General features: G+C 71.8%; 18 protein-coding genes. 5 read left to right on the top strand and 13 right to left on the bottom strand.

The genetic code is table 11. The features are described from left to right. Positions 1-720: 720 nt before the first annotated feature. From uvrC to rsgA, 4 genes are all read right to left on the bottom strand, one after another. Positions 721-2,709, bottom strand: coding sequence for an excinuclease ABC subunit UvrC (gene uvrC / locus ACX27O_RS32590; protein WP_210866745.1), 1,989 nt, complete (start codon positions 2,707-2,709; stop codon positions 721-723). Positions 2,710-2,971: 262 nt separating this feature from the next. Next, entirely contained in the window at positions 2,972-3,457 is a 486-nt protein-coding gene (locus ACX27O_RS32585) for a Rieske (2Fe-2S) protein (RefSeq protein ID WP_030338337.1), read from the bottom strand. A gap of 163 nt (positions 3,458-3,620) precedes the next feature. After that, the gene (gene uvrA / locus ACX27O_RS32580) at positions 3,621-6,575 is read right to left on the bottom strand and encodes an excinuclease ABC subunit UvrA (protein WP_458940590.1); all 2,955 of its coding nucleotides are present in this window, start codon (positions 6,573-6,575) and stop codon (positions 3,621-3,623) included. Between the two features lie 211 nt (positions 6,576-6,786). Further along, the gene (gene rsgA / locus ACX27O_RS32575) at positions 6,787-7,857 is read right to left on the bottom strand and encodes a ribosome small subunit-dependent GTPase A (RefSeq protein WP_458940589.1); all 1,071 of its coding nucleotides are present in this window, start codon (positions 7,855-7,857) and stop codon (positions 6,787-6,789) included. A gap of 180 nt (positions 7,858-8,037) precedes the next feature. Between rsgA and ACX27O_RS32570 the strand changes: the two genes are divergently transcribed. Together ACX27O_RS32570 and ACX27O_RS32565 are read left to right on the top strand one after the other, a co-directional pair. Continuing rightward, positions 8,038-8,754, top strand: coding sequence for a maleylpyruvate isomerase family mycothiol-dependent enzyme (locus ACX27O_RS32570; RefSeq protein WP_358131364.1), 717 nt, complete (start codon positions 8,038-8,040; stop codon positions 8,752-8,754). A gap of 7 nt (positions 8,755-8,761) precedes the next feature. Further along, positions 8,762-9,415 (top strand): MBL fold metallo-hydrolase, encoded by a 654-nt coding sequence (locus tag ACX27O_RS32565; protein ID WP_458940588.1) that lies wholly within the window; start codon positions 8,762-8,764, stop codon positions 9,413-9,415. A gap of 130 nt (positions 9,416-9,545) precedes the next feature. On the opposite strand, the gene ACX27O_RS32560 is transcribed toward ACX27O_RS32565, so the two are convergent. Both ACX27O_RS32560 and ACX27O_RS32555 read right to left on the bottom strand, forming a co-directional pair. After that, positions 9,546-10,154, bottom strand: a complete 609-nt coding sequence (locus ACX27O_RS32560; protein ID WP_030338025.1) for a DedA family protein — start codon at positions 10,152-10,154, stop codon at positions 9,546-9,548. Between the two features lie 103 nt (positions 10,155-10,257). Next, entirely contained in the window at positions 10,258-10,941 is a 684-nt protein-coding gene (locus ACX27O_RS32555) for a class I SAM-dependent methyltransferase (protein WP_036412762.1), read from the bottom strand. Positions 10,942-11,134: 193 nt separating this feature from the next. Between ACX27O_RS32555 and ACX27O_RS32550 the strand changes: the two genes are divergently transcribed. Then, positions 11,135-11,338 (top strand): cold-shock protein, encoded by a 204-nt coding sequence (locus ACX27O_RS32550; protein WP_007072071.1) that lies wholly within the window; start codon positions 11,135-11,137, stop codon positions 11,336-11,338. 48 nt (positions 11,339-11,386) lie between these two features. On the opposite strand, the gene ACX27O_RS32545 is transcribed toward ACX27O_RS32550, so the two are convergent. The 5 genes from ACX27O_RS32545 to ACX27O_RS32525 all read right to left on the bottom strand — a co-directional run bounded on the left by ACX27O_RS32545 (position 11,387) and on the right by ACX27O_RS32525 (position 16,575). After that, positions 11,387-12,667, bottom strand: coding sequence for an MFS transporter (locus ACX27O_RS32545; protein ID WP_210862089.1), 1,281 nt, complete (start codon positions 12,665-12,667; stop codon positions 11,387-11,389). After that, positions 12,664-13,239, bottom strand: coding sequence for an ArsR/SmtB family transcription factor (locus ACX27O_RS32540; RefSeq protein WP_030338022.1), 576 nt, complete (start codon positions 13,237-13,239; stop codon positions 12,664-12,666). The genes ACX27O_RS32545 and ACX27O_RS32540 overlap by 4 nt, the downstream gene beginning before the upstream one ends. Before the next feature lie 108 nt (positions 13,240-13,347). Further along, positions 13,348-14,220 carry a hypothetical protein gene (locus ACX27O_RS32535; RefSeq protein ID WP_358128182.1) on the bottom strand — a complete coding sequence of 291 codons (873 nt, stop codon included), beginning with the start codon at positions 14,218-14,220 and terminating at the stop codon, positions 13,348-13,350. A gap of 157 nt (positions 14,221-14,377) precedes the next feature. Continuing rightward, a complete protein-coding gene (locus tag ACX27O_RS32530) occupies positions 14,378-16,057 on the bottom strand; it encodes a CocE/NonD family hydrolase (RefSeq protein WP_458940587.1) in 1,680 nt (559 codons plus the stop codon). Positions 16,058-16,059: 2 nt separating this feature from the next. After that, positions 16,060-16,575 (bottom strand): MarR family winged helix-turn-helix transcriptional regulator, encoded by a 516-nt coding sequence (locus ACX27O_RS32525; protein WP_030338019.1) that lies wholly within the window; start codon positions 16,573-16,575, stop codon positions 16,060-16,062. Between the two features lie 123 nt (positions 16,576-16,698). On the opposite strand from ACX27O_RS32525, the gene ACX27O_RS32520 reads away from it, so the two are divergent. Continuing rightward, entirely contained in the window at positions 16,699-18,825 is a 2,127-nt protein-coding gene (locus tag ACX27O_RS32520; protein ID WP_458940586.1) for an MMPL family transporter, read from the top strand. Positions 18,826-18,870: 45 nt separating this feature from the next. On the opposite strand, the gene ACX27O_RS32515 is transcribed toward ACX27O_RS32520, so the two are convergent. Then, the gene (locus ACX27O_RS32515) at positions 18,871-19,743 is read right to left on the bottom strand and encodes a transglycosylase SLT domain-containing protein (RefSeq protein WP_458940585.1); all 873 of its coding nucleotides are present in this window, start codon (positions 19,741-19,743) and stop codon (positions 18,871-18,873) included. 35 nt (positions 19,744-19,778) lie between these two features. Next, positions 19,779-21,197, bottom strand: coding sequence for a DedA family protein (locus tag ACX27O_RS32510; protein ID WP_210862019.1), 1,419 nt, complete (start codon positions 21,195-21,197; stop codon positions 19,779-19,781). A gap of 133 nt (positions 21,198-21,330) precedes the next feature. On the opposite strand from ACX27O_RS32510, the gene typA reads away from it, so the two are divergent. After that, the gene (gene typA / locus ACX27O_RS32505; RefSeq protein WP_030338015.1) at positions 21,331-23,199 is read left to right on the top strand and encodes a translational GTPase TypA; all 1,869 of its coding nucleotides are present in this window, start codon (positions 21,331-21,333) and stop codon (positions 23,197-23,199) included. The last annotated feature ends 34 nt before the right edge of the window (positions 23,200-23,233 follow it).

Raw genomic sequence — 23,233 nt, 5'->3', positions numbered from 1 at the left:
GACGCCGGCTTGCTGGTGTTCGGGGCGGCGAAAGCGGTGGTGACGGGGCCGGCGATGGCACCGCCGGTGAAGGCGAGACCGGCGGCGGTCAGGGCGGTCTTACGAATCAGATCGGTACGCATGATGGCGTGCTCCTCTGCATCGGGGGAACCGCACGGGCACTGAACCGGGGGGTGTGGCCGTGCGGGGAGGTTCGTGGGGGCCCGGCGACCCGCTGGGGTCGGCGTCGGGACAGGGTGTAACGGTTCGCGGTGGCGGGTCATTCCGCCTGCCCATCGGCCCTGTTGTGATGCCGGGCCTGGCTGGTTCCGCCTACCAGGGCTGGCCGGTGGTGCTCGGGCCTGGCTGGTTTCGCCTACCTGGGGCCGGCCGGTGGTGCTCGGCCGTGCGGGGTGTAACCGGGGTGGCCGGGCGGGTGTTCCCGGCGGCTGCTCTCCACCGGGCCGGGGGCGCGGTGGTCTGCCAGGTATAACGACCCCGCCCGGCCCCCGATTCCGCCGTCGGGGTGGCCCCGACCACCCGACACCCCCACCCAAACCCGACAAACCGCCGACCCGACGCCTGCCTCGACGGCTGGCGACCCGGACACAGCGGACACAGCGGCATGATCGACTCGGGTTTCAGGAAGACGCGGCATCCGCGCGCCTGGGACACCGCGACTTCATGAAACCCGAGTCGATCACGCCTGCTTCGCACCCGGGACACCCCGGCATCACAGGATCAGGCGTTGGGTTTCGCCTCCGCGCCGTCGACGGCCTTCGTGTCCTTGTCGAGGGCGGCCAGGATCGCCTCGGCGGTGCGCCGACCGACCCCCGGCACCTCCGTGATCTCTTCGACAGTTGCGGCCGAGAGTCGCTTGAGCGAACCGAAGTGCCGCAACAGCGCTTTGCGCCGGACCTCCCCCAGGCCGGGCACGTGGTCGAGTGCCGACTCGGTCATCCGCTTCGAGCGGCGTTGCCGGTGGAAGGTGATGGCGAACCGGTGGGCCTCGTCACGCACCCGTTGCAGCAGGTAGAGCCCTTCCGAGGTACGCGGAAGGATGACCGGGAACTCGTCGTCCGGCAGCCACACCTCCTCCAGCCGCTTGGCCAGCCCGCACAGCGCCACGTCGTCGATGCCCAGGTCGGCCAGGGCCTGCGCGGCGGCTGCGACCTGTGGGGCACCGCCGTCGACGACCACCAGCTGCGGCGGGTACGCGAATTTGCGCGGCCGGCCGGTCGTCGGATCGATCAGGACGCCGACCTGCGGCTCGACCGCATCCTGCGGGGCGGCCTGGTCGTCGGCCGACTCCACGCCCACCTCGCCCGTCTCGGCCCTGGCGTCCAGGTAGCGGGCGAAGCGGCGGCGCAGCACCTCGGACATCGCGGAGAGGTCGTCGGTGGCGCCCCGGACGATGAACCGCCGGTATTCGCTCTTGCGGGGCAGCCCGTCCTCGAAGACCACCATGCTGGCGACCACGTCGGTGCCCTGGATCTGGGAGATGTCGAAACACTCGATGCGCAGCGGCGACGTGCTCATGCCCAGCGCCTCGCTGATCTCGTCCAGTGCCTTGCCCCGGGTGGTCAGGTCACCGGAGCGCTTCAGCTTGTGCCGGGCCAGCGCGTCCTTGGCGTTGCGCTCCACCGTCTCCATCAGGGAACGCTTGTCGCCACGCTGCGGCACCCGTAGCGACACCCGACTGCCCCGGTGGCTGGAGAGCCAGTCGGCAAGCGCGTCGGCGTCCGCTGGCAGCTCGGGCACGAGCAGCTCGCGGGGCACGTCGGCCTCGCCGTGCTCGCCGCCGTACACCTGGGTGCAGAAGTGGTGCACCAGGTCTCCGGTGGTCAGGTCCTCGGTCTTCTCCACCACCCAGCCGCGCTGGCCGCGGACCCGGCCGTCGCGGACGTGGAAGACCTGCACGGCCGCCTCGAGCGGGTCGTCGGCGAACGCGACCACGTCCGCGTCGGTGCCGTCGCCCAGCACCACTGTCTGCTTCTCCATGGCCCGACGCAGCGCTGCCACGTCGTCGCGCAGCCGGGCGGCCCGCTCGAACTCGAGCTGCTCACTCGCCTCGGTCATCTCGCGTTCGATCTTGCGGACCATGGTGTCGGTGCGCCCGGCCATGAAATCGCAGAACCCGTCGACGATGGCCCGGTGCTCGTCGGCGGAGACGGTGCCGACGCACGGGGCCGAGCACTTGCCGATGTAGCCGAGCAGGCAGGGACGACCGACCTGACCGGCCCGCTTGAAGACCCCGGCGGAGCACGTCCGGGCGGGGAACACCCGCAGCAGCAGGTCGAGGGTCTCCCGGATCGCCCAGGCGTGCGAATACGGGCCAAAGTAACGCACGCCCTTGCGCTTGGCGCCGCGCATCACCTGCAGCCGCGGGTACTCCTCGTCGAGGGTGACGGCGAGATAGGGGTACGACTTGTCGTCGCGGTAGCGGACGTTGAACCGCGGGTCGTACTGCTTGATCCAGGTGAACTCCTGCTGGAGTGCCTCGACCTCGGTGCCGACGGTGATCCAGTCCACCGACTCGGCGGTGGTGACCATCTGACGGGTGCGCTCGTGCAGGTTCCAGACGTCGCCGAAGTAGGAGTTGAGCCGGCTGCGCAGATTGCGCGCCTTGCCGACGTAGATCACCCGGCCGGTGCCGTCGCGGAAGCGGTAGACCCCCGGTAGCTCCGGGATGGTGCCGGGTGCGGGGCGGTAGGTAGAGGGGTCAGCCACGCCAGCAAGCCTAGTCCGCGGCACCGACAGCCCCCGGCAGGCGCGTGATCCACTCGGCGTCCCGGAGGTCGGGGTGTCGGCACGCCACGGACACCCCGATCTCCGGGACCGCGAGTCGATCAAGGGGCGCCGGCCCAACCACCAGATCAGCCCGCCGGCCCGGCGGTCACGCCAGCCCGGCCGTCAGACCAGCCCGGCGGCCCCGCGATCAGACCAGCCCAGCCGCCAGACCAGCCCAGCCGCCAGACCAGCCCGGCGGCGATCAGGCCAGCGAGATCTGGTCGCCGGTGACCTTGATGTTCTTCGGCGGCAGCGGCTTCGTGGCCGGGCCGGCCTTCACCGAGCCGTCCTCGATCGAGAACTTGCTGTTGTGGCAGGTGCAGTTGATGGTGCCGCCGTCGACGTTCGTCACCGGGCAGTTCTGGTGCGTACAGATCGGGCTGAATCCCTTGAACTGACCCGCCGTGGGCTGGGTGATGACCACGCCCTCGGCGGCGAGGACCTTGCCACCCCCGACCGGGATGTCGGTGGTGGTGGCCAACGACTGGGCGTTCTGCCGGTCGCCGCCGCCGGCGTCGCCGGTGCTGGGCACTGCGGGGCCCCCACTGGTGGGTGCGTCACTGCCGCTGCCGCCGTCGTCGCTGCCGCAGGCAGCCAGGACGACGGCCGCGCCGACCGCCCCGACGCCGGTGAGCAGGGTACGGCGTGTCTGGGTACCCGAACCGGTCAGCGCCTGATCGTCACTCATGCCTCGCCTCTCTCTGGCCCGCTGCGCCGGTCGGAAGCCGGCCACACTTCTCCACACGCGCAACTGTGCCGGATGGTTCATGGCGGCATCCGGCCGACCCGGCAAATGGGGCGGGGCGGGTCGTCATCCGACCCGCCCCGCCCGACGAACACGCACAGCGAGGTCAGCGCGCGCCGGCCGGCACCTTGCGGCTGGCCCGTGCCTTGGTGGCGCCGTTGGCCTTGGCGGCCCGGGTGGTGGCGGCGGCCGCACCCTTGGCCTCGCCGTCGAGCTTGAGCACCTGGCGCAGGAACTGGCCGGTGTGGCTCTCCGCCACCTCGGCGACCTCCTCTGGGGTGCCGGTGGCGAGCACGGTGCCGCCCCGGTGGCCGCCCTCGGGGCCCATGTCGATCAGCCAGTCGGCGGTCTTGATCACGTCGAGGTTGTGCTCGATGGTGATCACCGTGTTGCCCTTGTCGACCAGCCCTTCCAGCACCATCAGCAGCTTGCGGATGTCCTCGAAGTGCAGACCGGTGGTCGGCTCGTCGAGCACGTAGACCGTCCGCCCGGTGGAGCGCTTCTGCAGCTCGGAGGCGAGCTTGACCCGCTGCGCCTCACCACCGGAGAGGGTCGGCGCGGGCTGACCGAGGCGGACGTAGCCCAGGCCGACGTCGACGAGCGTCTTCAGGTGCCGGTGGATGGCCGGGATGGCGGAGAAGAACTCGGCGGCCTCCTCGATCGGCATCTCCAGCACGTCCGAGACGGTCTTGCCCTTGTAGTGCACCTCCAGGGTCTCCCGGTTGTACCGGGCGCCCTTGCAGACCTCGCAGGGGACGTACACGTCGGGGAGGAAGTTCATCTCGATCTTGATGGTGCCGTCACCCGAGCACGCCTCGCAGCGACCGCCCTTGACGTTGAAGGAGAACCGCCCAGGGCCGTACCCGCGCACCTTCGCCTCGGTCGTCTCGGCGAAGAGCTTGCGGACGTGGTCCCAGACCCCGGTGTAGGTGGCCGGGTTGGAACGCGGCGTCCGACCGATCGGTGACTGGTCCACGCCGACGACCTTGTCCACGTGCTCCAGACCGGAGACCCGGGTGTGCCGGCCGGGCACCAGCCGGGCACCGTTGATCTGGTTCGCCAGCACCGCGTAGAGGATGTCGTTGACCAGCGTCGACTTGCCCGAGCCGCTGACCCCGGTGACGGCGATCAGCTGACCCAGTGGGAACGAGACGGTCAGGTTGCGCAGGTTGCGCAGGTTGTGCTCCCGTGCGCCGTGCACCACCAGCTCACGGGCCGGATCCTGCGGGCGGCGGCCCGTCGGCGTCGGGATCGACCGCCGACCGGACAGGTACGCCCCGGTGATCGACTCCTTGTTCTTCAACAGCGCCGGCACCGAGCCGCTGTGCACGATCTTGCCGCCGTGCTCACCCGCGCCCGGCCCGATGTCGACGATCCAGTCGGCGGTGCGGATGGTGTCCTCGTCGTGCTCCACCACGATCAGCGTGTTGCCCAGCCCGCGCAACCGGATCAGGGTCTCGATCAGCCGGTGGTTGTCGCGCTGGTGCAGCCCGATCGACGGCTCGTCGAGCACGTAGAGCACGCCCACCAGACCGGAGCCGATCTGGGTGGCCAGCCGGATGCGCTGTGCCTCACCGCCGGAGAGCGTGCCGGCCGGGCGGTCCAGGGAGAGGTAGTCCAGGCCGACGTCGAGCAGGAACCGCAACCGGGCGTTGATCTCCTTGAGGACCCGCTCCGCGATCATCTTCTGCCGGTCGGTCAGCTCGATGCCGGCGAGCAGGTCGGCGCACTCCCCCACGGACAGGTTGCAGACCTCGGCGATGCTCTTGCCGGCCAACGTGACCGCGAGCACCTCGGGCTTGAGTCGGGCACCGCCGCACGCCGCGCACGGCACGTCGCGCATGTAGCCCTCGTACTTGTCGCGGGACCACTCGGACTCGGTGTCGGAGTGCCGGCGCTCGATCCACTGCACCACGCCCTCGAAGCCGGTGTAGTAGGAGCGCTCACGGCCGTACTTGTTGCGGTACCGCACGTGCACCTGGTCGTCGGAGCCGTGCAGGATCGTCTTCTGCGCCCGCGCCGGCAACGCCCGCCACGGGGTGTCGATGTCGAAGTGCTGAGCCTCGCCGAGCGCCTCCAGCAGGCGCAGGAAGTATTCCAGGTTGTGCCCGGTGGACCAGGGCTGGATGGCGCCCTCGCGCAGGCTGCGCTCCGGGTCGGGAACCAGCAGCTCCGGGTCGACCTCCTTCTTGGTGCCCAGGCCGGTGCACTCCGGGCAGGCGCCGTACGGCGCGTTGAAGGAGAAGACCCGGGGCTCGAGATCCTCGATGGCCAGCGGGTGGTCGTTGGGGCAGGCCAGGTGCTCGGAGTAGCGGCGCTCGCGGTCCGGGTCGTCTTCCGGCAGGTCGACGAAGTCGAGCAGGACCAGACCGCTGGACAGCCCCAGCGCGGCCTCGACCGAGTCGGTGAGCCGCTGCTTGGCGCTCGGCTTGACGGTGAGCCGGTCGATCACCACCTCGATGGTGTGCTTCTCCTGCTTCTTGAGCTTCGGCGGCTCGGTCAGCGGGTGCACCACGCCGTCGACCCGTGCCCGGGCGTAGCCCTTGGCCTGCAGCTCGGCGAAGAGGTCGACGTATTCGCCCTTGCGGCCCCGGATCACCGGGGCGAGCACCATGAACTTGGTGCCCTCGGCCATGGCGAGGACCCGGTCGACGATCTGCTGCGGGCTCTGCCGGGAGATGCGCTCGCCGCAGACCGGGCAGTGCGGCTCACCGATGCGGGCGTAGAGCAGGCGGAGGTAGTCGTAGACCTCGGTGATGGTGCCGACCGTCGAACGCGGGTTACGCGAGGTGGACTTCTGGTCGATCGAGACGGCCGGGCTCAGGCCCTCGATGAAGTCGACGTCCGGCTTGTCCATCTGGCCGAGGAACTGCCGGGCGTACGAGGAGAGCGACTCGACGTAGCGGCGCTGCCCCTCGGCGAAGATCGTATCGAAGGCCAGGCTCGACTTGCCCGACCCGGACAGCCCGGTGAACACGATGAGTGCGTCCCGGGGCAGGTCGAGACTGACGTCACGCAGGTTGTGCTCGCGCGCGCCACGGATGATCAGTCGGTCGGCCACAGTGCGTGTACTCCCGGGAGAAGATGAAGCGAAGGATGTGTCCCGCTCTGGGTGCTCTTGAGCGGTCGTGCGGGCGCGGAAAACACGCCTCGGCAACTCTAGCCCCGAGGTACGACAGTTTCCCTCGCCCGCACATTCCCCCAGCTCAGCCCGGTCGGCCGCCCGGCCCGCAGCCGGCCGGGAGCCCCGGCCGGTCGGCCGCGAACCACGGTCAGTAGCCCCCGGGCGTCGGCGGACGCGCCGCGCGACGTCGGGCCGAACGCCACCCGCCGCGCCGCTCCGCCGCCACCCGGGCTTCGCGCCGTCGACTCTCGTGGGCCACCTCACCCTGCAGTCGCCGCCAGCTCTCCCACCGACGGGTGGAGAGCTCGCCGGTGTGCAGCGCCTCCCGGACCGCGCAGGCCGGCTCACCGTCGTGGCCGCAGTCGGCGTACCGGCAGCCCTCGGCCAGCCCGGCGATGTCGGCGAACGCCCGGTCGAGCCCGGCCGCGCCGTCCAGCAGACCGACCGCCCGCACGCCGGGCGTGTCGATCACCGCGCCGCCGCCGGGGACGGGTACGAGAGCCCGCCAGGTGGTGGTGTGCCGACCCTTGCCGTCCACCCGCCGGATCGCCTGGGTGGGCATCATCACCGCCCCGACGAGGGCGTTGACCAGGCTCGACTTGCCGGCACCGGACGGGCCGAGCAGGCCGAGCGTGCGACCGGGGGTCACCTCGGCGCGCAGCGGGTCCAGCCCGAGGCCACGTTCGGCGCTGACCGGCAGCACCGGCACCCCGGGGGCGACAGCGGCCAGCTGGCGGGCCAGCGCGCCCGGGTCGGCCGCCAGGTCCGCCTTGGTCAGTACGACCAGGGGTCGGGCGCCGGACTCGTGGGCCAGGGAGAGCAGCCGCTCGATCCGGCCCACGTCCGGCTCGGGGTGCACCGGCTCGACCACGGCGGCGGCGTCGAGGTTGGCGGCCAGCACCTGGCCGCTGGCGTCCTTGCCGGCGGTACGCCGGATCAGCGCGCCGCGCCGCGGCAGTACCGCCTCCACGGTGACCCGGCGGTCCGGCCAGTGGGTGAGCAGCACCCAGTCCCCGGCGCAGGGCAGCGCGGACGGGTCCCGCGCGGCGACGGTCAGCACCGCCCCGCCCAGGCTGGCCCGGACCGGGCCGACGGTGGTCAGCACCGTGCAGACCCCCCGGTCCACCCGGGCCACCCGACCCGGCTGGTGCTCGCCGCGACGCGCGGCGTACGCCGCTCGCTCGGCGTCCCAGCCGAGGGCGGTCAGATCGATCGTCATAGCATCCTCATCGGTGTCGAAGCTGGTGATGGCGGAACACGCGTGCCACGTCCGGCATGATCAACCACCTCCGTCCGATGTCCCGGTGCCGCGTCTGCCGCTGACGGTAGGTCGTGCGCCGACGCGCCGAAAGCGATTTCCCCGGCGACGCCGCGGGCGGCGGACCGCTACTGTCGACGGGTGACCACGGATCCGCTGCTGCTGATGGGCGAGGTGGACGCGGCCACCAGCCGACTACTCCGTACCGCCGCGTCTTTCGACGCCGCGGACCTGGCTGCCGCGTCGCTGCTGCCGGGCTGGACGCGCGGCCACGTGCTGGCGCACGTGGCGCGCAACGCCGACGGCTTCGTCAACCTGCTCACCTCGGCCCGCACCGGGGAGGCAGTGCCGATGTACGCCTCGTTGGAGGCCCGCACGGCGGACATCGAAGCCGGTTCGGGCCGACCACCGGCCGCGCACCTGGACGACCTGCGCCGCACCGCGGACCTGTTCGCCGAGGCGGTCGCGGCGATGCCGGCCGAGGCGTGGGCGGCGACGGTGCAGGCGCGTAAGGGCCCGTGGCCGGCCGCGCTGCTGGTCTGGGGTCGGCTGCGGGAGATCGAGGTGCACCACCTCGATCTGGCCGCCGACTACCGGGCCACGGACTGGTCGGAGGCGTTCGCCCACCGACTGCTGCGCGAGGCGGCCAGCCATCACGGCACCGGTCCGACGCCCCCGTCGATGGTGCTCCGTCTCGACGGCAGCGAGCACGAGGTGGTGATCGGGGAGCGGGTCGGCGCCCCGGTCGTCGCCGGTCCCGCCCCCGACCTCGCCGCCTGGCTGATCGGCCGCGCCGACGGCGCCCCGCTCTCCGTCATCCCTGACGGTCCCCTGCCTACTCCACCGGAATGGATATAGAAACGTCATGACATACAACGGAGACGTCACGAACGGCGGCGCACCCGCGGTTCGGGAGTTGGCCGGGCTGACCATCAGCAAGCTGTCGGTGGGCCCGATGGACAACAACGCCTACCTGCTGCGCTGCACGGCCACCGGTGACCAGGTGCTGATCGACGCCGCCAACGAGGCACCCCGGCTGCTCGACCTGATCGGCGAGGGTGGGCTCACCGCCGTGGTGACGACCCACCAGCACATGGATCACTGGGTGGCGCTGGAGGAGGTCGTCGCCAAGACCGGCGCCCGGGCGCTGGTGCACGCCGACGACGCGGCGGGCCTGCCGATCGAGGCGGAGCGGCTGGCCGACGGCGACACCGTGGCGGTCGGCGACTGCGCGCTGGAGGTCATCCACATCCAGGGGCACACCCCGGGTTCGATCGCGCTTCTCTACCGCGACCCGGCCGGCACCCCGCACCTGTTCACCGGCGACAGTCTCTTCCCTGGTGGCGTCGGCAACACCGACAAGGACCCGGAGCGGTTCGCGGCGCTGATCGGCGACGTCGAGCAGAAGCTGTTCGACAAGCTGCCGGACGACACCTGGTTCTACCCGGGCCACGGCAAGGACAGCACGTTGGGCGCCGAACGCCCCGCCCTCCCCCAGTGGAAAGCCCGAGGCTGGTAACCCCACCCCCAACCCAAGACCCAACGTCGACCGAGAACCACCAAGATCAAGCCCACCACCGACGGTAGGCGGCACCCCCGCCCCCACCCACCGCAACCCGGCCCCGAGCCCCCCGGACCGCGAACAAAGCTCAGCCAACGACGGAGAACAACCGCCGCCGCGCCCCCAGCAACGCGACGGAGGCCAGCACCAGCCCGACCCCCATGGTGACCAGCAGCGGGCTGGGGCTGCCCGGCAGCAGGCCGACCACCGACCGCGCCGCGGTGCCCAGGGCCAGGTAGAGACCGGCCCAGGCGGCCGCGCCGAGCGTCGCGCAGCCGAGAAATCGACGGTACGACATCCGCAGCCCGCCGGCGGCCAGTGGCAGCAGCGCGTTGAAGACGGGCAGGAACGGCGCGACGACCATCATCCGACCGCCGCCGCGGCGCAGGATGCCTTCCGCCGCGGTCCAGCGGGGCTCGCCGATCCAACCGCCAAGGCGGCTGTGGCGCAGCCGGTCGGAGTAGCGACGGCCGATCAGGAAGCTCAGCGACCAGCCCGCCAGGCAGCCGACCAGCACCGCGGCGAAGGTGGCCAGCCCGGTGCTCGGGCGGCCGACCCCGACGGCGGCGAGGATCGCGACGTCGCCGGGGATGAGGACACCCAGCAGGGGTACGGCGTCGAAGAGCATGACGAGCCCGAGCGCGCCCATCAGCAGCAGAACCGGTAGTTCTCCGATCTGGGCCACCCATTGCGTCATGCGTCGACGCTATGGCCGCCGCGCCACTTCGGACATCGGGTCGTAGCCCCCAGTGACCCCTGGTATCCCACTCGGGGTCGTCCCTGAGTCGGGGGTTTCCGCCTCAGGCGGGGCGCAGCACCTGCACGTGACGCAGCGACGAGTCGACGGAGGGTTCGGTGGTGGGCACCGGGTAGTCGGCCAGCACGGCCAGGCGGTCCGCCGGTAGGTGTCCGCGGCCGGGGTCGCCGACCAGCACGTCGGCGCCGGCGGCGGCGGTCCGTTGCAGGAAGGGCAGCATCCGGTCGGCCATCGCGCGGTCGTAGAAGACGTCCCCGGCGACCACCAGGTCGGCCTTCGGCTCGGTGCTGTCGAGCAGATCGTCGCCGGTGGCGTCGACGGCGACGTGGTTGGCCCGCGCGTTGAGGGTGACGGCGGCGACGGCGTACGGGTCGATGTCGTTGGCGATGACCTCCGCGGCGCCGGCCAGCGCGGCGGCGATGGCCACCAGCCCGGACCCGGCGGCGAGGTCGAGCACCCGGCGACCGGCGACCAGCTCGGGGTGGTCCAGCAGGTGGCGGGCCAGGGCCTGTCCGCCGGCCCAGGCGGACGCCCAGTACGGCGCCGGCAGCGCGTGCCCGGCGGTCGCCTCCATCCGGGCCCACCAGACGATCGCGTCCTCGGCCAGGTGCAGCCGCACCTCGGGGACGAAGGGGGTGGGCATCAACCGGAGTCTGTCCAGACCGGAACCGGGCGTGCCGACCTCGCGTTCCAGCTCGGTCAGCGCGTCGGCTTCGGCACTTCTCATCGGCGCAAGCATGCCCCAGCGGCGGTTGGTCGGGGCGACTTTCACGTGCCGCCGCGCAGAGTTCACCCGAGTTCGCTCGAAGACCTACGGCACTTCGGCCAGCGGATCGGGGTTTTGCCCGTTACTGTCGAACAGGTACGGGCGATCATCGGCCAGAGGCCGGGGGTCAGCCGCTTTGAACAGGGAGAGATGCATGGCAACCGGCACGGTTAAGTGGTTCAACTCGGAAAAGGGCTTCGGCTTCATCGAGCAGGACGGTGGAGGGCCGGACGTGTTCGTCCACTACTCCGCCATCGCGACGAGCGGCTACCGGGAGCTCAACGAGGGCCAGAAGGTCGAGTTCGAGGTGACCCAGGGGCAGAAGGGTCCGCAGGCGGACAACGTCCGCCCGATGTAGCTCCGTGCCGGTGACGGCGGCCGGTCTCCGGCCGCCGTCGCAGCGCACTCAAGACGACGCCGGGGCGGCGGGCAGGTCCCGCCGCCTCCGGATCGGCCCCACCAACAGAATCAACGGGGTGAGCGCCAACCAGGCGGTCATTCCGACAATTGCCGTCTGGACGCCGTAACGTGCGCCGATGGCACCGGCCAGCACGGCCGCCAGCGGAATCGTGCCGTAGTTGAGCAGGTGCATGCTCACCGTCACCCGGCCCAGCAGGTGGTGCGGCGTGTAGGTCTGCCGGAAGGCGCCCTTGACCACGTTGCCGATGGCCACCCCGAGGCCGATCAGCAGGCCACCGAGCGCCGGCCAGGCCAGCCCGATGCCGGGTGCGGCGAGTGGGATGAGCAGCGCGGGTGGGCCGGTGAGCGCCGCCGCGACCAGCAGCGCCCGCGCGGTGCCGCAGCGGCGGGCCACCGTGGTGGCGAACAGCGCGCCGATGATCCCACCGGCGCTCATCACGGCGATCAGGACGCCCACCAGGCCCGGTTCGAGACGCAACTCACGGACCAGGAAGACCACCAGCACGGCCTGGTAACCGGTCAGCCCGATGTTGCTGGCCGCGCCGAAGACCGTCAGCACCCGCAGGTACGGGTCTCGGGCGACGAAACGCAGCCCCTCAGCGATGTCACGGCGCAGTGACCGGGACTGGTCCACTCGGCGAATGCGCGGTTCGACGGTGCGGATCCGCAGCAGGCACACCGCGGAGACCAGGAAGCTGATCGCATCCAGCAGCAGAGCGGCGACCGCACCGATGAGCTGGGCGATCAGACCTGCGACGCCGGGGCCAACGACATAGCTCGCGGTCTGGGCGGCGTGCAGCTTCGCGTTGCCCTCCGGCAGTTGCTCGGGTCGCAGCAGCACCGGCAGGTACACCTGGTCGGCTGTCTCGAAGAAGACCCGGGCCACGCCGGCGCTGAGTGCCACCAGCAGCAGGTGCCAGACGGTGAGCCGGTCGAGTGCGGCGGCGAGCGGCACGCTGAGGAAGAGCAGCGCGCGGAGCAGGTCGCACGCCACCATCACGGGTCGGCGGGGCAGCCGGTCGACCCACGCGCCGGCCGGCAGGCCGATCAGCAGCCAGGGCAGCCAGGCCGCGGCGGTGAGTACCGCCACCTGGAAGGTGTCGGCGTCCAGGACGGCGACCGCGACCAGCGGAAGCGCGACAGTGGTGACGTTGCTGCCGATGCTGCTGACCGTCTGGCCGGTCCAGAGCAGCCGGAAGTCGCGGTGCCGCAGCAGCCCGCCGGTCTTCCGGACGTCAGTGGGGTCGCTGCGGGTGGCGGCGGTCACGGTCGCGCCGGCACGCCGTGGACGAACACGAAGACCGGTCTGCGGTCGGCGTCGTCGTCGGGCAGGTCCCGGTTGGCCCAGCGCGTGAGGACGGCGATCATCTCGCGGCTCAGCTCGGCCAGTTCCTCGGGCGTGAGGCGCAGCCAGTGGTCGGTGGAGAACGCAGCGTCGTTCCAGGTGGCCTGCTCGGCCTCGTCGGCGGCGTGCCATGCGCGGGCCAGGGCGACGTGCCGGTCGAGGTTGAGCGAGGTGGCGGCGTCGGCGACCGCGCGGGAGGCCGGGTCGGTGTCGAAGTCGGTGTTGGACCAGCGCAGCCCTCGGGTGACCAGGCGCCACCACCGTTCGCGCCGGTCCCGGGCCAACTCGGGCGCCTCGGTGACCAGGTCGGCGGCGGCGAGGACCTTGAGGTGGTGGCTGACATTCGCGGGGGCCTGGTCGGTGCGCTCGGCGAGCAGGCCGACGGTGGAGGGTCCGTGGACCTTGAGCACGTCCATCAACCGGCGGCGCAGCGGGTGGGACATGGCGGCCAGCACCCGGGAGTCGGTGATCTGGCGTACGTCGGAGCGTTCCATGACGCCATCGTCACATCCGCAACACCTGTTGCGCAATGACTATTGCTCAATATTCGTTGCGGAATGTTGCCGGGAGGGGCGGCCCGGCGTCCCGGGCCACCCCCCCGCTCAGGCGACCAGCCGGCGGGCCAGCTCGTCGGCGACCTGCTTGGCCATGTTCGGTGGGATGGCCGCGGCGATCTTCTCCGGCGTCAGCGAGGCCAGCACACCCGCCACGATCGCCGGCTCGTCGGTGAAGTCCCGGTTGGACAGCGCGGTCAGCGCCGTCTGCAACGCGCTGAGCTGGGCGCCGATCGACCGCAGCGTGGGGTGCGCCGAGGTGAAGTTCGGGACGGTGGCATCCTCACCCAGCGCCATCCGGGTGTAGATCTGCCCGACCGGGTTGCGGCCGTCCAGCACTGTGAGGTTCTTGTGGACGGTGGCCAGCCAGTTGTGTTCTTCGGGGGTCATGTCGTCCTCCAGGAGTCCGATGGAGCTGAGGTAGCGGCGGAACAGGGGCCGCTGGTCGCGGCCCGCCTTGATGGCGTCGCGGAAGAAGCTGAAGTGGGTGTGCCAGCGGTGCGAGCTGTCGCCGCTGGTGCGCTTGCCGAGGCGGTCCCACCGCTTCACCGTGCTGCCGTCGGGGCTGTAGATGATCTCCCGGATGTCCCGGGTGTCGGCGGCGTTCGCGGCGCACTGCGCGACGCACCAGACCGAGAAGCTGGCCAGGGTGTTCGTCCGACCGCCGGAGCGGACGTCGAACTGGCCGACGTCCAGCGCCGCCGCGTCGAGGGTCAGCCCGGCCCGGTCACGGGGTGACTCGACCACCGAGTAGTCGTTGACGACCACCCGGTCCGATCCGCAGTGGTAGCCGCCCCGGTGGGCCGAGTCGCCGACGATGCCGACCTCACCCGGTTCCAGATCGTCTGGCCCGGGGGCGTTGTCGAGGTGAGTGAGAAGCAGGCTTCGGACGGCCAGAAGGTTAGCCGGGGCCCGAGTCATGAGGTCCCCCTTTCGAGAGGCGAGGACCGGGCACGACGTCACACCGCGTACGCGGTGCTGGGCTTCGAACGAGCCCGGCCTACTGGCGCACGGCGCCGGGCGTTGACTCCACCATAGCCCGCGTTTTCGGCAAACGACCAGCTCAGAGAGGGTCTGTTCAGATTGGAGGTTGCGGTGGAGCAGAGTGGACGATCGGCAGCAACACCGCCGAGGGGTGATCCGGGTCGTGCAGAATCTGCCGCCAGCCGGCACGCAGCGTCACCGCCGTGCCGAGGGATTCCCCGGTCCCGGGGTTGCGGGCCCACCGTGGATGGGCGCCACCGGAGACCTGCACCCGCAGTCGGTGCCCGGCGGCGAACCGGTACGCGGTCGGCCACAGCGGCACCGGAACCCGCAGCGCCCCGGCGGAATCGGCCGGGAAGCGCTCGGGGGTGACCCGCACCAGACCGTCGCACACGTTCCACGAACGACCCTTGCGGTCCACGTCGCACAGCCGAACGAAGACGTCCAGGTAGGGCAGGTCGCTGCGGACGTGGATCTCGGCGCGGACCGGGCCGATCACCTCGACCGGGTCGGTCAGCGGGGCGCTGGTGTAGGTGAGCACGTCGGGGCGGGCCTCGACGGGCCGGTTGTCCACCGGGCCGGCCCGCTGGGCGACGAGCAGTGGCCCGCCCAGCGACGGGGTGGGGTCGGCCGGGTCGTAGCGGAACCGGTCCGGCGTCGACGCGACCGGTGGGCGCGCCGCCAGCTTGCCGTCGGGTTGCAGGTGCCAGGCGGTCTCGACCGCCGGTGGTGGCCAGTCCGGCAGGTCCCGCCACCCGCCGCCGGCGCCGCTGACGTACAGCCGGACGGGCGCCACCTCGGGCCGCGCCCGTCCGCCCGGTCGAGGCGTTTGCGGCAGGTGTTCGTCGAGCCACGCCAACCCCTCGCGCAGCGCGGCCACGAACAGTCCGGGGCTGCCGTGCGTCCACGGGCCGATCACCAGGCGCGACGGTGTGCCGGCGGCGCGCAGTACGGCGTGGTCGTCGAGCTGGGCGGGCAGGAAGATGTCGTGCCAGCCGGTGACCATCACCACCGGCGCCCGCACCTTCGCGACCTGGTCGGCGAAGACCCGGGTCCGCCAGTACGCGGCCTGCGGGGTGTGGTGGCGCAGCCACTCCTGGAAGAACGGAATTCTCACCCCGGTGGCCACCCGGTCGGCGTCGGCCAGGGGGAGGTGCGCCAGCGCGGCGGCCAGCCGGGGCTGCCCGCGTTTGAGCTCCCACTGCCGGGCCAGCCACGGCACGGTCTGCGCGTGCAGCAGCTCCGCCCAGGTCAGCACGGTGTCCAGGGCGAAGGACTCCCCCGCGTACGTCGAGTCCCGGGTGGCCGAGGCGGTCACCACCGCGACCATCGCGCGCAGTTCCTCGCCGGCGTCGGCGGCCAGCGCCCACTGCGCGAAGCCCTGGTAGCTGACCCCGAACATGCCGAGGTGACCGGACCACCAGGGTTGGCGACGCAGCCACTCCAGGGTGTCCGCGCCGTCGTCGCGCTCGTGCACCAGTGGGACGAACGTGCCACCGGACCCGCCGGTGCCCCGGCACGACTGGATCACCGCGTGTCGGCCCCGTGCGGCGAGCAGCCGACCGAGCAGCCGCAGCGGTCCGCCCCGCCCGTAGGGGGTGCGGATCAGCACGGTCGGCGCGCCGTGGTGGCCCGGGGCGTAGTGGTCGGTGCGCAGCACCACGCCGTCGCGGGTGCGCACCGGCAGGTCACGGGTGACCCGCACCGGGCCGGGGCGGGTCGGTGGCAGCCGCAGCGCGGCGCTGGCGAGGCGGGTGACGAGCCGGTCCGGCACGGTCAGCCCGTCGGGCGGCGGGGCGACTCGGGCCGGGCGGCGCGCACCGCGTCGCGGTGCGTCCGCAGGGACTCGCTCATCTCCGCCATGAAGCGGTGCACCACCGCCAGCTCGTCCTCGCTGAAGCGGTCCATCACCGTGTCGGTGCGCTCGCCCAGCGGCCGGAAGAACTCCCTGGCCAGGGTCATGCCCTGGTGGGCGTAGTGCAGCAGGACCTTGCGCCGGTCGACGGTGTCGCGGTCCCGGCGGATGTGGCCGGCCCGCTCCAGCCGGTCGATCAGGGCGGTCACCGAGCCGGAGGAGAGGTTGAGCTGCTCACCGAGGCGTCCGGGCGTGATCGGGTCACCCAGCAGCTCCGCGTCCATCACCGCGAGCAGGGCGTTCAGGTCTGTCGGGTTGAGGCCGTGCAGATTGGCGAAGGCGTGGCTCACCTGCTGGGCGTCCACCGCGTACCGCCGCAGGTTGTTGGTGATCTCCGCGACCAGCTGTTCGCGGCGCGTCTCGCGCCGCCGGTACATGCCCTGAGTCGCCACCGCGTGCCGCTTCTCCCCGTCGTCGTCTCTCGAGTTGCAGCATAGAACAGCCGCCGATAATCTCGATAATCAAGATACTTGGCACTCGAAATAATTTGGGGTCAGCTGATGTCCGTCTTCACCAGAGTCGCCCGCGGCCGGTTGGCCGCCTGGCTCACCGTGGCCGCCGCGATCGTCGTCGGCGCGGCCGTCTTCGGGCTACCCCAGCCGGACAACCCGGCGCCGGTATCCGCCAGCGGCCTCTCCGCCCAGTGGCAGTCGACCCAGGTGGAGCGACTGCAGGACCAGCTCCCGTCCAGCGAGGTCCAGCCGGCCATCGTGGTGGTCAGCCGCGACGACGGGGGCGCGCTGACCGAGGCCGACCGGGGCGCCGTCACCGCCCGCGCCGGCGACCTGGGCCGCCTCGCGGTGGGCGGGCAGATCAGCCCACCGCAGGTCTCCCCGGACGGCACCGTGGCGCTGGTCGCCGTGCCGCTCAGCATCGCCGGCGGCCAGGACGAGGTCGTCGAACAGGTCGACCAGGTACGCGCCGCGCTGGCGAACCTGCCCGACGGGCTGACCGTCGAGGTGACCGGTTCACCGGCGTTCACCGCCGACCTGTCCTCGGTGTTCGACGGCGCCGACATCACCCTGCTCGCGGTGACCGCCGCCGTGGTCGCGGTGCTGCTGCTGATCACCTACCGCAGCCCGTTCCTGTGGATCGTGCCGCTGGTCGTGGTCGCCGCGACCGAGCAGCTCACCCTGCGCGCGGTGGACGTCATCGTGCCGGGTGTCGGCATCAACCTCCAGCAGGGTCAGGTCACCGGCATCGCCAGCGTGCTGGTCTTCGGCGCCGCCACCGACTACGCGCTGCTGCTCATCGCCCGCTACCGGGAGGAGTTGCGCCGCGAGGAGGACCGGTTCAGGGCGATGCGCGCCGCGCTGCGCCGCACCGCGGAGCCCATCCTCGCCAGCGGCGGCACCGTCGTGCTCGGCGTCCTCACCCTGCTGCTCAGCGAACAGGAGACCAACCGGGCCTTGGCGGTGGCCTGCGCCACCGGTGTGGTCTTCGCCATGCTCTCGGCCCTCTTCGTGCTCCCCGCCGTGCTGGTGCTCTTCGGTCGCGGGCTGTTCTGGCCGTTCGTCCCCCGCGTCGGCGGCCCGGCGCGCGAGGGTCGGCTCTGGGGTCGGCTCGGCGCGGCCGTGGAGCGCCGCCCGGTGGTGGTCGCCACCCTGGCCACCGTGCTGCTCGGCGCGCTGGCGCTGGGTGGGCTCGGCATCCGTACCGGCCTGTCCGAGACCGAACAGTTCCGGGCCGAACCGGAGGCGGTGACCGGGGCGCAGACCCTGGCGAGGGCGTTCCCCGCCGGCAGCACCCAACCCGTCGCCGTGATCACCACCCCGGCGGCGGTGCGGGTGGTCACCGACGCCGCCAGCGCGGTACCCGGTGTCGCCTCGGCACGCCCCGGCGACGCGGGCGACGCTGTCGCCCAGGTCGACGTGGTCCTCGACGCCGAACCCGGCACCACCGCCTCGGACCGGGCGATCGAGGCGCTGCGCGAGGCCGTCGCCGCCGTTCCCGGCTCCGCGCCGCCGGCCACCGTCGGCGGCGACACCCCGTCCGGGGCGATCGTCGGTGGCTCCGTGGCCGCCACCTACGACTCCGACGAGGCCAACGATCGGGACCTGCGGCTCATCCTGCCGATCATCCTGCTGCTGGTCGGCGGTGTGCTCGTGCTCCTGCTGCGCGGCCTGCTCGCGCCGCTGCTGCTGGTGCTCACCGTGATCGCGTCGTTCTTCGCCAGCCTGGGCGCGGCCTGGCTGCTCTTCGACCACGTGCTGGGCTTCCCCGCCCTGGACAGCGGGGTGCTGCTGCTCGCCTTCGTGTTCCTGGTGGCGCTCGGGGTGGACTACAACATCTTCCTGGTCACCCGGGCCGGGGAGGACGCCCGCAGCGCCGGCACCCGCGCCGGGATGCTCTCCGCCCTGCGGGTCACCGGCGGTGTGATCACCAGCGCCGGAGTGCTGCTCGCCGCGGTCTTCGCCGTGCTCGGCGTGCTGCCGCTGATCACCCTGACCCAGATCGGCATCATCGTCTGCATCGGCGTCCTGCTCGACACCCTGCTGGTCCGCACGGTCCTGGTGCCGGCGCTGGCGTTCCTGCTCGGCGACCGCTTCTGGTGGCCGGGTCGGATCACGAAGGACCCGGCGCAGGGCACCGTGCCGTCGCCCGAGCCGGTCGCCGCACACGACTGACCGAAGCGTCGGGGCCGTGCCGGATCCGGCACGGCCCCGACGCCGTCAGTACGCCAGGCAGACACACTCGTTCATCAACGCCCGCACGTTGCGCACGTACGACGGGTTGGGGATGGCCAGTGGCTTGCCCTCCTGCGCCACCGCACCGTGCCCGAAGTTGTAGGCGGCGATGACCGCGTTGAGCAGGCAGGAGTTCAGCTCGCTGGTGCACAGCGCCGGGTCGAGGCGGAAGTCGGACTCGAAGTACATGTCGCCGATGTACTTCGTCGCCCAGGCCAGATAGGTGGCGCCGAGGTAGGCGTTGTCCCGGTAGGCGTCGATCTTGTAGCTCTTCTCGAACCGCTGGTTCATCCAGCTCGCGGTGTCCGGCATCACCTGCATCAGCCCGACCCCACCGTCGCAGGCGTAGATGTTGGACTGCCAGCCGCTCTCCTGCCACGCGGTGGCCTTGAGCAGGGTGAGCGGGATCTTGATGTCCGGCGCCGAGACCGGCCAGTAGGTGCGGTTGGCCGCGTCGGTCAGCGCCGCCTTCACCTCGGACCGTGATGCCTGGGTGCCCTTGTAGGTCGGCTTGCAGGACGTCGGTGCCGGCTTCGGTGGCGCCGGCGGCACCTCGGTCTCGGTGGGCGGCTTCGCCACCGGACGCGGCTTCGGCGCCGTACGGGTCGGCTTCTTCGACGGCTTCGGGGTCGGGGTAGGGCTGCGACTCGGCGCGGCGCCCATCAACTCCACCGCGCTCACCGACGGGCTCGGCTCCGCGCTGACCTCGTCGGACGGGGCGTCGGTCGGCTCGTCGCTGACGGCGACCGGCGCGGCAAGGGACTCGGGGCTCTGCTCGTTGCCGGCACAGCCCACCAACGCGCTCAGCAACAGCCCGGCGAGCGCCGCGCCGACCAGCCGATGTGTCTGTCGAACCATCCCGTTGCCTCCCCCGGTGTGACCGTCGCCGCACCCTAACAAGGCTCGACCGGGCGGCGGTGCCCCTGCGACGGCGACCGGGGCTGGTCAACCGGCGGCGGTCGCTCCCCCACCGCCCGGTCCCGGGTCGCCCAGGCGACCACGAACACCACGGTCCAGAGCACCCCGAGCAGCACCGCCGCCGCGGCCCCGCTCGCCGTGTCCAGGCCGAGGTAGAGCCGCGCGCCGCCGATCCCCAGCACCCCGGCCGCGGCGGCCGTCCAGGCGGCCACGGCCACCGGCCACCGGGCGCTGCGCGACACCAGCCAGGCCAGGGTGCAGAAGCTCGCCGCGACCACGGCGCTCTGGGTCGACAGCGGAGCCACCTCCCCGCCGCCCGGGGCGCCCCCGTCCGGGCCGGTCAGCTCGGCCACCACGGCCAGCACCACCAGCGGCACGAACGCGCCGACAGTGCCGACCACGCTGAGCAGATCCGCCCGCCAGGGCCGGTTGCGCCACGCCAGTCCCGCCGCCACCAGCGCCACCAAGAGGATCAGCACCGACCCGCGCACCACCGACACCACGATCAGCGTGGCCTCGGCGGCGTCCGGGGTACGTCGGGCGGCGAACCACCCGGCGATGGCGCCATCCAGTGCGGCAAGCCCGGAGTTGCGGACCGCCACCGCGAGCAGACCGGCGATGGCGAGCCCGGCGGCGAAGAGCAGCAGCAGGCCGGCAGCCAGATTGAGCAGCAGTGTCCAGGCCGGGCCGATCCGCATCGCCACCAGGAAGAACAGCACCCCGTAGCGGGCGGTGAGCCACCGCACCGGGGGCAACCCGCCCGCCCGGGACAGCAGCGCACGCACCGGATCGGGGTTACGACCCAGCCACCGGCCGACGAGCACCACCCCCAGCAGACCGGCCAGCAGCAGGAACGCCACCCCGGTGGCCCGGCCGAGCAGCCGGGAGACCGTGTCGTACGACTCACCGGCGAGATGGCCGAGCAGCACCGAGCCACCCACCCAGGTCACCACCCCGGCCAGGTTCCACAGGACGAACCGCCGGTACGGCATGCCGGCCGCACCTGCCAGCCGAGGCACCAGGGTGCGGGCGAAAGCCACCCACCGGGCGGCGAACACCCCCCGCCCACCGAGGCGGGCGAGCATGGCGTCGGCGCGGGCCCACCGGCCGGGTCCGACCCGGTGCCCCAGTCCGGCGCGCAGTCGGGGGCCGTACCGCCGTCCGGCGCGAAAGGCCAGCCCATCGCCGAGGACCGCCGCGACGATCATCGCGAGCAACGCCGGCCCGAGCCGCAAGGTACCGTTGTAGGTGAGGAAGCCGACCAGCAGCAGGGTAGCCTCACCCGGCACGAGCAGGCCGAAGATCACCGCGGTCTCGCCCGCCACGATCAGCGCGGCGACCAGGTAGATCCACAGGGTGGGCAGACCCTGCACCCAGGTCAGCAGGTCGTGCACTCAGGCCCCCGGGACACGGGAGTCAGCATGCCAGCCGGGGGAACCACCGGCACAGCGGTTTCACCATAGATCAGGGGCACCTGGGGGTGACCCCGACGCAGCCTGCGCGAGCGCAGGCGGAAGGATAGAGGGTATGCAGCTTCGCACCGACCTCCGCAACGTCGCCATCATCGCTCACGTCGACCACGGCAAGACCACCCTGGTCGATGCCATGTTGCGGCAGGCCGGCGCGTACGGCGCACGCGGCGAGAACACCGAGCGGGTGATGGACTCCGGGGACCTGGAGCGGGAAAAGGGCATCACGATCCTGGCCAAGAACACCGGCGTGCGGTACCTGCCGGCGGACGGCTCCGATCCGGTCACCATCAACATCATCGACACCCCCGGCCACGCCGACTTCGGTGGCGAGGTGGAGCGCGGCCTGACCATGGTCGACGGTGTGGTGCTGCTCGTCGACGCCAGCGAGGGCCCGCTGCCGCAGACCCGTTTCGTGCTGCGCAAGGCCCTGCGGGCCCGGATGCCGATCATCCTCGTGATCAACAAGGTGGACCGTCCGGACGCCCGGATCAAGGAGGTCGTGGACGACACCTACGAGCTCTTCCTCGATCTGGACGCCGACGAGGAGCAGATCGACTTCCCGATCGTCTACGCGTGCGCCCGCGACGGCATCGCCTCGCTGACCCAGCCGGCCGACGGCTCGGTGCCCGACGACAGCGACTCCCTGGAGCCGCTGTTCCGCACCCTGCTGGACACCATCCCGGCTCCCGCGTACGAGGACGGCGCCCCGCTGCAGGCGCACGTCACCAACCTCGACGCGTCGCCCTTCCTCGGCCGACTGGCGCTGTGCCGGGTCCGCCAGGGCACCATCAGCAAGGGCCAGACGGTGGCCTGGTGCCGCACCGACGGCAGCACCCAGCGGGTCCGCATCTCCGAGATGCTGATGACCGAGGGCCTGGAGCGCAAGCCGGCCGAGACCGCCGGGCCGGGTGACATCATCGCCGTCGCCGGCATCCCGGAGATCATGATCGGTGAGACGCTGGCCGACGTCGAGAACCCGGTCGCGCTGCCGCTGATCACCGTCGACGAGCCGGCCATCTCGATGACCATCGGCACCAACACCTCGCCGCTGGTCGGCCGGGTCAAGGGCTCCAAGGTCACCGCCCGGATGGTCAAGGACCGCCTGGACAAGGAACTGATCGGCAACGTGTCGCTGCGGGTCCTGCCCACCGAGCGACCGGACGCCTGGGAGGTGCAGGGCCGCGGCGAGCTGGCGCTGGCCATCCTGGTCGAGCAGATGCGCCGGGAGAGCTACGAGCTGACCGTCGGCAAGCCGCAGGTGGTCACCAAGGAGATCGACGGCAAGACCTGCGAGCCGGTCGAGCGCCTGACCATCGACGCCCCGGAGGAATACCTCGGCGCGATCACCCAGCTCCTCGCCACCCGCAAGGGCCGGATGGAGCAGCTGGTCAACCACGGCACCGGCTGGATCCGGATGGAGTGGCTGGTTCCGGCGCGCGGCCTGATCGGCTTCCGCACCGAGTTCCTCACCGACACCCGGGGCACCGGCATCCTGCACCACGTCTTCGAGTCCTACGAGCCGTGGTTCGGCGAGCTGCGTACCCGCAACAACGGTTCGCTCGTCGCCGACCGGGCCGGCGCCGTCACCGCCTTCGCGATGATCAACCTGCAGGAGCGCGGCCAGCTGTTCGTCGAGCCCACCACCGAGGTGTACGAGGGCATGATCGTCGGGGAGAACTCCCGCTCCGACGACATGGACGTCAACATCACCAAGGAGAAGAAGCTCACCAACATGCGGGCGTCCACCTCCGACGAGACGGAGAAGCTGATCCCGCCGCGCAAGCTCTCCCTGGAGCAGGCCCTGGAGTTCTGCCGCGAGGACGAGTGCGTCGAGGTCACCCCGACCGCCGTGCGCATCCGCAAGGTGGTGCTCGACCAGCAGCAGCGGGGCCGCGCCGCCGCCCGCCGCAAGCACGCCAGCTGACCCACCCGCACCCGACACCGGGCGTGTCGGCCGC

The sequence above is a fragment of the Micromonospora sp. SD19 genome (assembly GCF_054462275.1).
Note: the sequence above shows the minus strand (reverse complement) of the source record. Positions and strands in the feature narration are given on the sequence as shown.

Coding starts and splice junctions, on each gene's coding strand:
- ACX27O_RS32585 (WP_030338337.1), bottom strand. CDS start 3,457: ATGAGTGACGATCAGGCGCTGACCGGTTCGGGTACCCAGACACGCCGT.
- rsgA (WP_458940589.1), bottom strand. CDS start 7,857: ATGACGATCGATCTGACCGCCCTCGGCTGGGACGCCGAGCGAGCGGCG.
- ACX27O_RS32565 (WP_458940588.1), top strand. CDS start 8,762: ATGACATACAACGGAGACGTCACGAACGGCGGCGCACCCGCGGTTCGG.
- ACX27O_RS32560 (WP_030338025.1), bottom strand. CDS start 10,154: ATGACGCAATGGGTGGCCCAGATCGGAGAACTACCGGTTCTGCTGCTG.
- ACX27O_RS32555 (WP_036412762.1), bottom strand. CDS start 10,941: ATGAGAAGTGCCGAAGCCGACGCGCTGACCGAGCTGGAACGCGAGGTC.
- ACX27O_RS32550 (WP_007072071.1), top strand. CDS start 11,135: ATGGCAACCGGCACGGTTAAGTGGTTCAACTCGGAAAAGGGCTTCGGC.
- ACX27O_RS32540 (WP_030338022.1), bottom strand. CDS start 13,239: ATGGAACGCTCCGACGTACGCCAGATCACCGACTCCCGGGTGCTGGCC.
- ACX27O_RS32535 (WP_358128182.1), bottom strand. CDS start 14,220: ATGACTCGGGCCCCGGCTAACCTTCTGGCCGTCCGAAGCCTGCTTCTC.
- ACX27O_RS32525 (WP_030338019.1), bottom strand. CDS start 16,575: ATGTACCGGCGGCGCGAGACGCGCCGCGAACAGCTGGTCGCGGAGATC.
- ACX27O_RS32520 (WP_458940586.1), top strand. CDS start 16,699: ATGTCCGTCTTCACCAGAGTCGCCCGCGGCCGGTTGGCCGCCTGGCTC.
- ACX27O_RS32515 (WP_458940585.1), bottom strand. CDS start 19,743: ATGGTTCGACAGACACATCGGCTGGTCGGCGCGGCGCTCGCCGGGCTG.
- typA (WP_030338015.1), top strand. CDS start 21,331: ATGCAGCTTCGCACCGACCTCCGCAACGTCGCCATCATCGCTCACGTC.